General features: G+C 34.8%; 17 protein-coding genes. All 17 read right to left on the bottom strand.

What is annotated here, in order from left to right; all coding sequences use genetic code 11:
- Positions 1-216 precede the first annotated feature (216 nt).
- A complete protein-coding gene (lpxB, locus tag LF845_RS08860) occupies positions 217-1,317 on the bottom strand; it encodes a lipid-A-disaccharide synthase (RefSeq protein WP_242820659.1) in 1,101 nt (366 codons plus the stop codon).
- Positions 1,318-1,324: 7 nt separating this feature from the next.
- Entirely contained in the window at positions 1,325-3,730 is a 2,406-nt protein-coding gene (locus LF845_RS08865; RefSeq protein ID WP_242820660.1) for a type IV pilus secretin PilQ, read from the bottom strand.
- Positions 3,727-4,263, bottom strand: a complete 537-nt coding sequence (locus LF845_RS08870; RefSeq protein WP_242820661.1) for a pilus assembly protein PilP — start codon at positions 4,261-4,263, stop codon at positions 3,727-3,729. Before LF845_RS08870 ends, LF845_RS08865 begins: the two co-directional genes overlap by 4 nt.
- Positions 4,263-4,838, bottom strand: coding sequence for a type IV pilus inner membrane component PilO (locus tag LF845_RS08875; RefSeq protein WP_242820662.1), 576 nt, complete (start codon positions 4,836-4,838; stop codon positions 4,263-4,265). The genes LF845_RS08870 and LF845_RS08875 overlap by 1 nt, the downstream gene beginning before the upstream one ends.
- A 1-nt stretch (position 4,839) precedes the next feature.
- Positions 4,840-5,385: a PilN domain-containing protein gene (locus LF845_RS08880; protein WP_242820663.1), complete on the bottom strand. Its 546-nt coding sequence runs from the start codon at positions 5,383-5,385 to the stop codon at positions 4,840-4,842.
- A complete protein-coding gene (gene pilM, locus LF845_RS08885; protein WP_242820664.1) occupies positions 5,382-6,425 on the bottom strand; it encodes a type IV pilus assembly protein PilM in 1,044 nt (347 codons plus the stop codon). Before pilM ends, LF845_RS08880 begins: the two co-directional genes overlap by 4 nt.
- A gap of 9 nt (positions 6,426-6,434) precedes the next feature.
- Complete coding sequence (gene hisI / locus LF845_RS08890) at positions 6,435-6,752, bottom strand: phosphoribosyl-AMP cyclohydrolase (RefSeq protein ID WP_242820665.1); 318 nt, start codon at positions 6,750-6,752, stop codon at positions 6,435-6,437.
- 40 nt (positions 6,753-6,792) lie between these two features.
- Positions 6,793-7,035, bottom strand: coding sequence for a hypothetical protein (locus LF845_RS08895; protein WP_242820666.1), 243 nt, complete (start codon positions 7,033-7,035; stop codon positions 6,793-6,795).
- Positions 7,007-7,993, bottom strand: coding sequence for a hydrogenase expression/formation protein HypE (hypE, locus tag LF845_RS08900; RefSeq protein ID WP_242820667.1), 987 nt, complete (start codon positions 7,991-7,993; stop codon positions 7,007-7,009). The genes LF845_RS08895 and hypE overlap by 29 nt, the downstream gene beginning before the upstream one ends.
- A 30-nt stretch (positions 7,994-8,023) precedes the next feature.
- Positions 8,024-9,109, bottom strand: a complete 1,086-nt coding sequence (gene hypD / locus LF845_RS08905) for a hydrogenase formation protein HypD (RefSeq protein ID WP_242820668.1) — start codon at positions 9,107-9,109, stop codon at positions 8,024-8,026.
- Positions 9,081-9,326 (bottom strand): HypC/HybG/HupF family hydrogenase formation chaperone, encoded by a 246-nt coding sequence (locus tag LF845_RS08910; RefSeq protein WP_242820669.1) that lies wholly within the window; start codon positions 9,324-9,326, stop codon positions 9,081-9,083. Before LF845_RS08910 ends, hypD begins: the two co-directional genes overlap by 29 nt.
- 24 nt (positions 9,327-9,350) lie before the next feature.
- Complete coding sequence (locus LF845_RS08915) at positions 9,351-10,037, bottom strand: rhomboid family intramembrane serine protease (protein ID WP_242820670.1); 687 nt, start codon at positions 10,035-10,037, stop codon at positions 9,351-9,353.
- 88 nt (positions 10,038-10,125) lie between these two features.
- Entirely contained in the window at positions 10,126-11,664 is a 1,539-nt protein-coding gene (locus LF845_RS08920; RefSeq protein ID WP_242820671.1) for a cytochrome c3 family protein, read from the bottom strand.
- A 40-nt stretch (positions 11,665-11,704) separates the two neighbouring features.
- Positions 11,705-11,971 carry an ATP synthase F0 subunit C gene (gene atpE, locus LF845_RS08925; RefSeq protein ID WP_423220578.1) on the bottom strand — a complete coding sequence of 89 codons (267 nt, stop codon included), beginning with the start codon at positions 11,969-11,971 and terminating at the stop codon, positions 11,705-11,707.
- A 77-nt stretch (positions 11,972-12,048) separates the two neighbouring features.
- Positions 12,049-12,720, bottom strand: a complete 672-nt coding sequence (atpB, locus tag LF845_RS08930) for a F0F1 ATP synthase subunit A (protein WP_242820673.1) — start codon at positions 12,718-12,720, stop codon at positions 12,049-12,051.
- The gene (locus LF845_RS08935) at positions 12,721-13,068 is read right to left on the bottom strand and encodes an ATP synthase subunit I (protein ID WP_278252216.1); all 348 of its coding nucleotides are present in this window, start codon (positions 13,066-13,068) and stop codon (positions 12,721-12,723) included.
- Positions 13,058-13,285: an AtpZ/AtpI family protein gene (locus LF845_RS08940; protein ID WP_242820675.1), complete on the bottom strand. Its 228-nt coding sequence runs from the start codon at positions 13,283-13,285 to the stop codon at positions 13,058-13,060. Before LF845_RS08940 ends, LF845_RS08935 begins: the two co-directional genes overlap by 11 nt.
- Between the last annotated feature and the right edge of the window lie 6 nt (positions 13,286-13,291).

Genomic DNA, 13,291 nt, shown 5'->3' on the forward strand with positions numbered 1-13,291 from the left:
TCTGTCTCGATATTATCTTTTAATATTAGATTAAAACTTTCCCCTTCTGACTTAGGATGTTTAAAATCTTTCAATTTATACTCTTTTGAAACTATAGGAATATTTTGTACTATATTACTGTTCATAGAGCACCTCCACGGTGCTTATAGAAAATAACGTGCCAACAATACGGATTTATTTATATATATATATATATATCAGTTCTTTACAGTTTAGTTACGCAAGAAGGGAATATATTTCCTTTGCAGCAATTTCAGAAGGGTTTAGGTTTAGGAAATAATTACTTAGCCTTTTCAAGTCATCTTTTACGGTTGTCATATTTCCCATCATTTGATAGGTATGGTGCAATATATTATCGCTATTCATTTCTCCCTGAATCAACTCAGGGATAATTTGTTTATTAGCAATAATATTTGGCAAGCCAATAAATTTTGCTTTTATTAAAATTCTTCCTAAAAATTCCGTAATTTTACCCACTTTATACAACAAAATCATAGGTGTTTGCAATATTGCAGCTTCAAGTGTTGCTGTCCCTGAGCATATCCATAAAAGATCGGAATATTTCATCACATCATAATTTGCATCTTCTAAAACTTTAATTGATGTACTTTCCGTATACTGTTCAATTAAGCTTTTATCTACATTAGAGGCTTTTGCTAAAACGAAATTATATCTGTCTTTCAAGTTTTTATATGCCTTTATAATTTCAGGCATCAAATTATCTATCTCTTTTCTCCTACTGCCGGGTAGAATGCCAATTGTCAATTTATTATCTAAACCGAATGATTTTCTAAACTCATCTTTAGAGCTGTATTTAATCTTGATGTTGTCAATAATCGGATTACCAACATATTTTGCATTTATCCTCTCTGATTTAAAAAGCTCTTCTTCAAAAGGCAAAATACAGAGCACAAGATCAACATACTCCCTTATTTTATTAATTCTCGAATAGTGCCATGCCCAAACCTGTGGGGCTATATAATAAACAACCTTAAACCCAAGCTTTTTAGCTATCTTAGCAAACCTTAAATTAAAACCGGGATAATCAATCAAGACCACCAAATCAGGGTTTACCTCTACCAGCTTAGCTTTTAATGTTTTAAACATATTGAAAATCAAAGATGACTTTTTTACTATTTCATCAAGCCCTATGATTGTCATTTGATTGATATCAAAATACTGTTCTTGCCCCAAACTTTTAAGTCTGGTGCCACCCGTGCCATACAAAGAAAAATCCGCCATTTTCTTTAAATGGCGGATCATATTGCTGCCATGAATATCTGCGGACTCTTCACCCGCTATGAGAAAAATTTTCATCAATCTCCTATCTTTCTACAACCTTAGGCGTCAAAAATACCAACAATTCTTTTTTAGAGGATATATTGCTTCTTGACTTAAATAACCATCCTAAAATAGGTATATTTCCAAGCCCAGGGACCTGCTGAGTAATTACAGACTGCTCATCCTCATAAATTCCTCCGATTACAGTTGTATCCCCATTAGCCAGAAGTACCTGTGTCTTTGCTTTTTTCTCTTCGGTAGTTGCTGTATTTCCAGTTACTGAACCAAGCGAGCTTTTCTCCACCTCTATTTCCATATAAACCATTTTGTTTGCTGTAATATGAGGCTTAACTTTTAATTTTATACCAACATCAATCTCTTGAGTAGCTGTGTTATCACCAGTAGGCACTATTACTGCCGTACCGCCGCTTTTTATTTCTGCCTCTTCGTTGTCAAGAGTTGTAATTCTTGGGCTTGAAATTGTCTTAGCTTTGTTTCTTGACTCAAGTGCAGACAGTGCCACATCAAGAGCAAACGTCTTTGACAAATTACCTAAAGATAATGCAAAAGCGCCTGCAGGTGATGCGACCGGCAAGTTTACTAAATATCCATTTCCAGAAGGGCTTGTAGTACCTGTGTTCCCCTGCAAACCTACTGTAGCTGGAAAATTGTATGCGGTAGTGCTGTTATTAACCTGTCCACCCCACTGAATACCTAAATTAGTATTATTGGAATCGTAAACTTCAACTATCCTTGCCTCAATTGTCACTTGAGGTGTCGGTTTATCTATTTCCGCTAAAAGATTCTTAGCTTTTTCTATATTCACCTTTGTATCTGTAATTACAAAGCTATTTGTCCTGTTTTCAATCTGTAATTTCCCTCTCGCAGACAATACAGAGTCTAAAACCCCTTTGTAGTCACTTGCAGCTGAATAGTTAACAGGGATAATTTCAGTTACTAACGGCTCAAGCTCCTGCTTTTGTTGAGCTGCCTTAATGTCCTGAAGTTTTTTGGACTCTATTTCATCTTTTCTCGCTTTGCTAATAACCCAAACAACATTGTCTTCATCGATCTCAATAAGATTATTTTCCTGATAGATAATATCCAATGCTTTTTGGTAGTGAACATTCTTAACAAAAAGGCTCACATTACCCTTCACTTCGTTACCAAATACTATATTTTTATTGCGACCAAAATAGATAAGTCTAATCGCCTCTCTAACATCCATATCTTTAATGCTCAGATTAACAAGGTCTTTCTTATCATAATTTTTAACCCCTGTATCTTCCTTCTTTGCTGTCTCCTGTATCTCCTGTGCTTTTAATACGTCTTCTGCCTTGGAGAAATTATTAAAACTACCACTTATCATTACCCCTTCAGGGACTTTTTCTACCTTTGCATATATTTCACCATTAGGTACAACTATAATAGAAAGCTTGTCAGCTATTTTGCCTACAGTAACTTTTCTAAATGGTAGGTTGGCAAAAGCCATTGTATTTTTTACACTTTTTAAAGCTTTAAATCCTTTTCCGAATTCTAACACAAGGTTTCCATTAACAACTTTTTTGGTATAAACCGGATTACCGGTAAGCTTAATTATTATGCTTTGATATTTTTTTACTGCAATAGACTCTATACTGGTTATATACTTGTCATCTCTCGGAACATTAGCAACTTCATTTGACAAAATAAGATATTTGCCATTTTGACCTGCAAAAATAGGATTTGACATATTTATATCAACTAAGAATCTGACTTTTTGAGGAGGGTAATAACTGCCAATCTTTATTCTTCTTACTATCCCTTTTCCTGGCAGTGTCTTTTCAGTAATCTGACTGGTAACATCAAATATATCTATGTAAAGCAATTTGTCATTCAGGTAACCAAAATCGTATTTTACAACACCATCTAAGCCAATCTTTAAAAGTAAATTGTTGTCATCAGAAAGGTTTGATATATTTAAAACATTCTTTCCAAGCTCTACATTCTCAAACTCAGCCGAGTTAAACTCTATACCTGCGTCACCTAAATCTTTAATTTCAGCCTTAACTACCTGTAAATCAACCTTTAAGTTACCATCTTTTTCATCGAAGGTGTAGTTAGCATCACTACTAAGGTAGACCTCTAAAGTAGCACCTTGATCAGAAATAAATGCAGCAGTTTTTGTAATGACCTCATCACTATAACTATACTTCATTGCTTCTTCACTAAATAAGGAATCAGCAGCCAAAACGGTTAGCTTATAAGGAGACTTAGAATAATAAATTTTGTATTTTACGCTACTGTCGCCCGTCAAATTTAATATATATTTTCCTTCAGCTGACTTTTCTACAGAAACAGCCTTAATCTTTTTCTGCAAAATCATATTGCCTGCTTGTTCTTTCTTTGAAGCACAGGCAATTATCAAAATAAGCGAAACTGCAACTACAAATAATTTATAAATTCTCATAAATTTTCCTCCTTATTTACCAACTTAATCTCCTTAATAACTGTTCTGATATTACCAAAAATATCTGATTCAACCTGTCTTACCTTCATTGTATCAGTTGTAATATTTATTATCACACCACTATTTTTACCTATTTTATCCCCTTCTTTAACATAAAACACCTGCTGGCCGACTTGAACAACAGCGACATTTCCAACTTCGCCGCTGAGTGAGCCGGTTAATTTTATCTGATCAAGCTCTACACTCTCAAGCGGGTTATCCCCGCCGGAAGCATTGCTTGACAAATTTTCCTTATATACATCAATAACTGACACAAAAGGGTTTTTCTTATTTTTGTAGTCAAGTGGTTTGTACTGACTTTCAAATAGCTTCTTCAACTCATCACCTTGGGCTACAATAGCCGTACTATCAACTTCTATAGGCTTGATTTTGCTTTTTGCACCCCTTTTATCAAAATCGATTTTGGGAATTAATTGGTCACAACCAAAAATAAGTAATATTAACAGTAAAAAAGCTACTTTTTTAACATTCATTAGTTCCCCTCCTTAGGTACGTTGAACCTGTAAGAATTCAATGAAGCTTTTACATTCAATGTCAAGGTACCATCTTTATCTTTTTGAGGAGCTATTGAAAATGAATTGAGGTTAATTATTTTATCAAGATAATTAAGCCTGTATAAATAATTTATAAATTCCACATATGATGTCTGAAAGTTCATACTGAAATTAACTCTTGAGTGAAACTCATCTACTCTGCTTTCACCACCAGGCTGAAAAAGAGTTACTTTCACTCCACTCTTTTCTGCTAAACCAACAACTTCATCATATAAAACATTAAAATCTTTTTCATTTGGCAATATTTTTAAAACGGTTTGAAATTGATCTTCTAAAAGCTCAACCTCTTTTTTAAACTTATCATAACTCAGCTCGAAAGGTTTGAGCTGAGAAACCTTGATCACCAAACTGTCATACTCTCTTGTAAGCTTATTAATCTCTTCAATCTTTGGGGTATAATAAAAGTAGTAATAAACACCTGCAATTATCAGAAGTATTAAGACTTCAATTATTATTCGAAATTTAAAAGGTATCTTAAACAGTTTATCTAACATATCATCCACCTATCTTTATTTTTGCGGTGATATTAAAGTCATTTATATCCATATTTTCCACGGTTACCTTTTTGACAACCTTAAGGTCAATATTGTCGAACATTTTAGTAGAGTAAAGATTGAGTATAAACTCATTTACGGAAGCTGTCCTAAGGGATGAGCCATTCAAATTAACGCTATCCCCCTGAAAATCAAACTTAGATACCCATACATCCTCAGGCATCGCATACTCAAGGTTACGTAAAATCTCGTAATACCCTTTTTGCCCCTGCTTCAATTTCTTAACAATATCAATCTTCTTCTGCAATTCCTCTTTTCTCTTTTTAAACCCATCAACTTCTTTTTTGATTTTACTTAAACGCTTATACTCTCTGTCAAGCTTGCTAACCTCATTTTTAGCTATAAGAATCTGATTATCCAAAGATGAATTGATTATAAAGCAGGAAGCCACCAAAAAGCCAACAACCATCAAAAAGAGTATTAGTTCATAAATACCCTTATTGACTTTCTTTCTCTTTTTTGAGGCAAGTAAATTAATCCTTATCATTTATCATCCACCTTCCTTAGGGCAAGCCCTAAAGCACAGTTAAATTTATATAAATTATTATTTATAAATTCCATATCCAAACTCTTATCGATATCAATATTTGCAAAAGGATTAAATTGACTGACAGTCATATCAAGGGTCTGCTCCAAAGTATCCTTAAGCCCATAAATAGCAGAACCACCACCACAAATATAGCATCTGCTTGTTTTCAACTGACCGCTAGTAAGCAACATACTTATAGAGTTTTTGACCTCCATAGCCAGTTGATGACTGAAATCTTTTATGACACTTTGTAACTCTTCGTCATACTCAATAGACTCGATATCAAACAGCTTTGCGGTAGCATCATCTCGAGTAACACCCATCTTTTTTTGAATCATCTCAATACAATTTTTACCTGCAAAGTCAACTTCACGAGAAAATTCATAAACACCATTTTTAACAAAAATTATTTGCGTTGAAGTGTTACCAATATCAACAATCGCTACGACTTCCTCTTCCACCCCATAATTCACTTCAAAAGCATTAATCAGCGAAAATATAGAAAGGTCTATAGCAGACGGCTTCAAGCCTGCAGACTCCAATACTGAAGAGATATCCATAATCAAGTCTTTTCTGGCAACAGCTATTACGACATCAACATTTTCACCTTGCTTAATATTCCCAACTATTTCATAGTCCACATTATAATCTTCAAGATCTTTTTTGCCGATATACTGCTCTGCCTCCCATCTAAATGTTTCCTGAAACTGCTTTTCATCATCTATCGGCAAAGTAACTTTTTTGGCAATAATTCCGGTACCTTTTAAAGCCGAGGCTACCTTTTTATGGCTAAAATTACCTTTCTGAAAAGCCTCTCTTACGCACCTTGTAACCTCAGCATAGTCAACTATACTCCCCTCAGAAATAACATCTTCGGGCAGTACTACCTCGGAAATCCCCTTCAAAACATAGCCGACTTTTTTGCTTTTAAGCTCAAGTACCTTGACAGAGTAACTACCGATATCGATACCAATCAAATTTTCTTTTTTTCCAAACATAGTCCCCACCTAATATATTTCATTAAAAAAACAAGTTCTTTTACCGGTGTGGCAAGCTGGGCCAATTTGCTCTACGATATAAAGTAAGCAATCCCCATCACAATCCAAATAAATTTTTTTTATTTTCTGTAAATGTCCGGATGTTTCCCCTTTTTTCCAGATAGATTTTCTACTTCTTGAGTAGTAGTGCGCAAAACCAGACTCCATAGTTAATTTCAGTGCCTGCTCATTTAAATAAGCTTGCATCAGCACCTCTTTATCAAACACATCTTGAACTATCACAGGGACAAGCCCGTTCATTTTTTCCCAGTCTATTTTGGCAATCATACCAAAGTTTAGCACTATTTTAAATTTTGGCAACACTTTTTCAATAAGTTATAAGTTTTTTATCCTTTAATACTTTAAAAATTGTCTCTTCTTCATTATCAGTGATAACTAATCCTCTCAATTTCATAGCATAAATAATCCTTTGCCACTCTGTTTCGCTTCTACTTTTTAAATAAACTATATCACTTTTATGACAATTACCGCATTTTGCATCAATAATATTATAATTATTACTAAAACAACCGTAAAGTACACTAACAAATACGAGGCAAAAGATTACCATCAGGCATTTCAACAACTCTTATACCCCCATAACTATTTTTTAAAAGTACTTTTTTACTGTCAGTAACCTCACCAACTACTCTTGCATTTTTAGCAATTTCAAGCTCTTTAAGTTTTCCAACCATTTCCTCTGCTTTATCATTTTCACAAATTAAAACAGCAACACCTTCGTTGGCGATTTCCAGCATATCAAACCCTAAAAATTCACATAAATACTTAACAGGCTCCTCAACAGGCACTCTATCCTCTTCGATCAAAAACCCTTTATTAGAATGCTCTTTAATCTCGTTTAACACTGCTGCGACCCCACCTCGTGTAGCATCTCTTGCAAACTTTATCCCTTCATAGCCGACATGTTCAAATATTTTATACAAGTTACAACAATCACTTTTTATTTCTGTATCTACATTAAGCTCATTCCTTTCGGACAACACTGCAAGCCCATGCCTTGCAATGTCCGAAGTAATTATTACCTTATCACCAATATTGATATTATTATAATTATTTAAGTCAACAACAAGCTCACCTATTCCGGTTGTATTAATAAATATGGAAGGTTCTTCACTGCGCTCTACTACCTTCGTATCTCCACAAACAATTTTCACATCTATCTCATCAACTGCAAGCTTAATTGAATTTAATATTTTATCGAGGTTTTCAAGGCTATAACCTTCTGACACAATAAGTGAAAGAGATAAATACTTAGGTTTTGCGCCGCTTACGGCCAAATCATTACAAGTGCCGTACACGGCAAGTTTGCCTATATCTCCACCCGGAAAAAACTCCGGTTTAACTACAAATGAATCAGTTGTAAAAGATATATTTCCATTAGTCTTTAATTTAGATGCGTCCCTTAAATCATTTAAATATACATTTCCAAAATATTTTATAATGTAATTTTTTATAAAATCGTTAGTAGCCTTGCCGCCACCGCCAAGCATCATTGTTGTAGAATTCATAAATCCCCTTTAATTTTTTTTATTAATCATTTAAATTTCATACTTATAGTAAGCAGCACAAGCCCCTTCCGAAGATACCATACATGGGCCAACCGGATTTTCGGGTGTGCACATCAAACCAAACAAATTACACTTATTTGGCAAGATTTTCCCTTTTAAAACCTCACCACACTTACACCCGTCAATCTCCAATTTGTCAGAAGGATGCAACCCAAAACGCTCTGAGGCATCCAAATATTTATACTGCTCTCTTATTTTTAAACCGCTGTTTTTGATAGTTCCAACACCTCTCCATATAGAATCAGCAGGCTCAAAATACTTATATACCAGTCCATTAGCCTTTTCATTGCCAATAGAGTTTACTACACGACCATAATTATTTTTTATAAAAAAGTTTTTGCAATTAATTTGCCTGATTATATCCAAAATGGAATAAAGAATATCCACCGGCTCAAACCCTGTTATTACAGCTGCTTTATTCCTCTTAATAATCGGCAAATAAAGACTCTCCCCTGTCATGACTGATACATGTCCCGGACATAAGAATCCATCTACATTTAATTCTTTATCTTCCAACAATATATCTATTATTTCAGGCATTGTCTTATTTAGAGTTAAAATATAAAATCCATCTAAACCTTGGTTTACTATAACTTCTATCAACCCTGCTGTGGCCGGATTAGTTGTTTCAAATCCTATAGAAATAAACACTACACCTTTCTTTTGTTCATTTTTTAGCTTTAAAACATCAAGCGGAGAAATTACAACTCGGATATCTTTCCCCTCAGCTTTCAGATCTAATAAATTTCTACCATCAGAACCCGGTACTTTCATTAAATCCCCATAAACTGCTGCTATTACATCATTGTACTTAAGCAATTCGAATATCATATCTATTTCGCCCTGAGACGTAACACAAACAGGACATCCTGGCCCTGAAATAAGCCTTACATTTTTTGGCAAAAGCCCTCTAATTCCAAATCTTGAAATAGACATTGTGTGTGTGCCGCAAACTTCCATTATATTGTATATTTTATCGGTTTCTGTCTCCTTAAAAATATTCTCTAACAGGAGTTTTACTATATCCTTATCCCTGAATCTCGATATCATCTCCATCATAATACTCCATAATTGCTTTTAAGGTCTCCTCTGCTTGAGCTTCATCCATTTTAGAAATAGCAAAGCCCACATGCACCATAACATAATCCCCTAACTCAACCTCTTCGGGTAGAATCATCAAAGATACTTCCCTTTTTGTGCCTGCAATATCAACAATCCCGAATGTTTTATCGTCAGATATTTCTACAAGTTTACCCGGCAAACCCAAACACATTTAATCACCTCTTATTACATTTTATTATATAAAATTTCCCCTATAAACATATCTTTTGCCATCAGTAATAGCATACAAAACCCCCGCTACAAAACCACCTATATGTGCCCACCAAGCCACACCACCTGCTGTAGAAAACATTAACTGTGACGACCCATTAACAAATTGCATAAAAAACCATAGCCCCAAAAATATTACGGCAGGAATCTCTACAATAGTCACAAATATTATTATAAATACAAGCGTCTTAACACGAGAGTGCGGAAATTTTATAAAATAATACCCCATTACTCCTGATACTGCACCAGACGCCCCTATTGTAGGGATATTTGAATGAGGGTAAATTACTACTTGCGTAATCGCTGCAGCGAGTCCAAATAATACATACATAATAGGATATTTGTAATGACCTATCATATCCTCCACGTTATCTCCAAAGATATATAAAAAATACATATTACCTATTAGATGCATCCAGCCGCCATGCAAAAACATTGAACTAAAAAAAGGAATTATTTTATCGCTTAAAGTAACTACTTCACCAGGCAAAAATAGTTTTACAGGCACCAAGCCATACTCAAGAAAAAACAAACTCAAGGTATACCTATCCATAGAAATTTCATACCAGAAAATCATACAATTCAATATTATTAATGCTGAATTGGCGACAGGAAATGAATTTGATTTGATTGAATCTTTCAACGGAAACATAAATTACCCCACGTATTAATTGTGGGTAATATTATATATTTTGCTAATTATTACAACAAAAAAAGCCCGGCTATTGCCGGGCATTTGATTATTTATGACAAGTAGTGCAGCTTGTACCTTTTGGCACCTTATTCTCCTTATGGCAAGGGAAACAAAGTTGTTTATGGAAATCGTTGTTTGTCCCTGAAAGACTGGTAACTTCAAAATTCAGTTTACCCTCTTCAGGATTGCTGTGACACTCGTTACAGGAAATCTTTTCTGCATGTTCTTTATGCTTAAATATAACAGGCTTTTTAGTAGTTTCAATACCATGCTGTTCAGCTAAATTAATCTCTTCTGGAGCTATTTCCATAAGCTCAGCAGGATTTCCTGCAAACTCTTTTTTCTCAACTGCTTCAGTTTTCTCTTCTGTAGCACTCTCTACCTTGTTAGTTTCGGCAGCTTCCATATGAGCCTTTTCAACCTTAACCGGCTCAACATACTCTTCAGTAGCCTTTAAAAGTTCATTAGCCTTTTCAAAAATCATGTCAAAATATTCAGGATTATGAACCCCTTTAGAGCCATCCATCTCAAGAAGTCTGACAAGTCTATTTGCTTCATTAAACAGTTTTCTCTTACCTTCAGGCATTTCAAGTCTTTCAGCAAACAGTCTATCTCTTACCTTTTGTACATTAGCAAGCTTCTCAAGATAGCTCTTCTGTATATCAAACATCATAGGAGCATATGACTCATCATGGCAGCTTACACATTTGTCAGAATTTGGCCTTGAAAAAGCATCGTCATGGCAGTCAGCACAGCTTAAATCTGCCATATACCAAGGTGTTTCTTCAATACCTTTGACATAAACCCCTTGCTGTATACCTTTCTGCATGGTATGACACTTTTCACACTCATCATTTTTAGGTGCAGAAATGTTTTCATTTTTAGCTCTTTCAGTATAGTGGCAAGTAAAACATGTTTCCATCTTAGGTAAATTATGAAACTCGCCGCCGTGTGCCACACCTAAATGACAATCAACACAATTTAAACCTGCTTCCAATATATGTTTAGCATGATTCGGCTCAACCCCTACACTAACCTTCTGAGAAAGGATATCAGGTCTACCAAATGACTCTCTAAATTTAGGATTAACGACATTATCAATTTGTCTGAAATTGACACCAACAGACATCACATAATTTTTTCTATTGTACTCATTAACAACATCTGAGTGACAATGAAGGCATGTTTCATTAGGTACGAGCTCGGCTGCATACTCTTTATTGGTTGCACCTTTAGTCAGTATTTCAACCTTGTGCTCATAAGATTTAAAAAACTCACCGTATAAATCTTTAAGACCGCCTACCTTGGCCTTCATATATCCTACAAATCCAGGTTTTCCGTGACAGTCGATACATTCAACTTCTGCTGTAGAGTGTATATTTTTTGACCATGTATGATATTCCCCAAGAGGTCCTACCTTCTCTTCAGGGTGACATGAACCGCAAAATTTAGACTCTGAAGTTATATGGAGTATCTCGACATTTGCAAAAGTAAACCCAACAACAAGAAAAATAATAACTAAAACAAAAACAACAGGATCTTTTCTTATAAACTCTCTTAATTTACTTAATAAGTTTCCTAACATATCCCACCTCGAGGAGAAGGGGCTTTAAGCCCCTAATTAATTATACAACAAAGAGAAGTATCAAAGCTACAACAAGAGCGTAAATAGCAAGTGACTCGATCATCGCAAGACCGATAATCATTGGAGTCATAATTTTACCAGAAGCTCCTGGGTTTCTTGAAATACCTTCAACAGCACTTGCAACAGCTTTACCCTGTCCAAGACCGGTACCAAAAGCAGCGATACCCATACCAAGCCCGGCAGCAAGATATACAGCCCACTTAGCAGAGCTTGCATCTGCACCTGCTTCAGCAGCAAATGCACTCATTGCTGAAACAGCTAACACTGCAACAACACTTAATACTAAACGTACAACTTTTGACATGTAAGCCTCCTTCTATAAAATCAGTGTGCTTCTTCAAGAGCACCACTAATATAAATCATTGACAACATCATAAAAACATATGCCTGCAACGTACTTGTAAATACTGCCATAAAATACATAGGCAATGGTACTAAAAAAGGAACTAAAATAAAAAGAATTATAATAACCAAGTCTTCACCAAAAATATTACCAAAAAGCCTCATAGATAAAGAAAGTGGTCTTGACAGGTGACCTATAAGTTCAATTATGATCATTAACGGAGCAAGCCAAGGTATAGGTCCCATAAAATGTTTAACATAGTGTGCACCATGCTTTTTTATGCCTATAAAATGATACGTAAAAAACACAATAAGTGCCGGTGCAGCGGTAGTGTTTAGACTTGCTGTCGGTGCAGCAAAACCTGGTATTATACCCAATAAATTTGAAAAAAGGACATATATTCCTATTGCAAAAATAAGAGGTATATAAGGCTCACCCTCTTCACCCATAACGTCTAAACCCATCTTACGAATACCGCCAACGAGTAGCTCAAACACGTTTTGACCTTTTGTTGGGACTTCACTTTTCATTCCTGAAGCAACTTTACCAAGAAAAAGCACTAAAAGTATAACAACAAATGTCATTAAAACATGAAGATATTTTGCCACAATTTCATGGGGCAAAAATGAAAAAATATTAAGTGGATGTTCCATCTAACTTTTCCTCCTAACAGCAATAATAGCACTCACAGGTAAGCACACGGCAACTACACTTAAGCCGACTAGCAAACCAGTAATATCAACCTCATAGTATTTAAACCACAAAACCATAACAAAAGCCGTCAACAGCAATCTAAACTGACTGTTAAACACCAAAGCTCTTGTGATGTTGTTTTCAAAACCACCTTTTATTTTGTTAGCAAGCCCGTAGTAGTTTAGCAACGAAATAACCCAGCCAAACAAAAAATTAGTAGCAGCAACATCACTTTTGAAATTCCTGAATACTGTATACAAAATCACAAAAAAAATCAACGATATAATTAAAAGAATTTTACTCGTCATTTTCGTTATCAGACATACTCTTTTTTACGAAATATAACATATTTCTAAATCCGGCAACAATCCCTAATACCATAAAAATTAATGTCAGATATGGCTTTGTATTAAAATATTTATCCAAATAATATCCCATTAAACTACCAATACCTATTGCAGTAATAAAAGAGAAGCCGATGGTACTTGCATTCAACATCGACCTCATCTTTTTGTTAAACTTCACAAATCA

It is taken from the genome of Deferrivibrio essentukiensis, assembly GCF_020480685.1.
Classification (GTDB): domain Bacteria; phylum Chrysiogenota; class Deferribacteres; order Deferribacterales; family Deferrivibrionaceae; genus Deferrivibrio; species Deferrivibrio essentukiensis.

Coding starts and splice junctions, on each gene's coding strand:
- lpxB (WP_242820659.1), bottom strand. CDS start 1,317: ATGAAAATTTTTCTCATAGCGGGTGAAGAGTCCGCAGATATTCATGGC.
- LF845_RS08865 (WP_242820660.1), bottom strand. CDS start 3,730: ATGAGAATTTATAAATTATTTGTAGTTGCAGTTTCGCTTATTTTGATA.
- LF845_RS08870 (WP_242820661.1), bottom strand. CDS start 4,263: ATGAATGTTAAAAAAGTAGCTTTTTTACTGTTAATATTACTTATTTTT.
- LF845_RS08875 (WP_242820662.1), bottom strand. CDS start 4,838: ATGTTAGATAAACTGTTTAAGATACCTTTTAAATTTCGAATAATAATT.
- LF845_RS08880 (WP_242820663.1), bottom strand. CDS start 5,385: ATGATAAGGATTAATTTACTTGCCTCAAAAAAGAGAAAGAAAGTCAAT.
- pilM (WP_242820664.1), bottom strand. CDS start 6,425: ATGTTTGGAAAAAAAGAAAATTTGATTGGTATCGATATCGGTAGTTAC.
- hisI (WP_242820665.1), bottom strand. CDS start 6,752: ATGATTGCCAAAATAGACTGGGAAAAAATGAACGGGCTTGTCCCTGTG.
- LF845_RS08895 (WP_242820666.1), bottom strand. CDS start 7,035: ATGGTAATCTTTTGCCTCGTATTTGTTAGTGTACTTTACGGTTGTTTT.
- hypE (WP_242820667.1), bottom strand. CDS start 7,993: ATGAATTCTACAACAATGATGCTTGGCGGTGGCGGCAAGGCTACTAAC.
- hypD (WP_242820668.1), bottom strand. CDS start 9,109: ATGGAGATGATATCGAGATTCAGGGATAAGGATATAGTAAAACTCCTG.
- LF845_RS08910 (WP_242820669.1), bottom strand. CDS start 9,326: ATGTGTTTGGGTTTGCCGGGTAAACTTGTAGAAATATCTGACGATAAA.
- LF845_RS08915 (WP_242820670.1), bottom strand. CDS start 10,037: ATGTTTCCGTTGAAAGATTCAATCAAATCAAATTCATTTCCTGTCGCC.
- LF845_RS08920 (WP_242820671.1), bottom strand. CDS start 11,664: ATGTTAGGAAACTTATTAAGTAAATTAAGAGAGTTTATAAGAAAAGAT.
- atpE (WP_423220578.1), bottom strand. CDS start 11,971: ATGAGTGCATTTGCTGCTGAAGCAGGTGCAGATGCAAGCTCTGCTAAG.
- atpB (WP_242820673.1), bottom strand. CDS start 12,720: ATGGAACATCCACTTAATATTTTTTCATTTTTGCCCCATGAAATTGTG.
- LF845_RS08935 (WP_278252216.1), bottom strand. CDS start 13,068: ATGACGAGTAAAATTCTTTTAATTATATCGTTGATTTTTTTTGTGATT.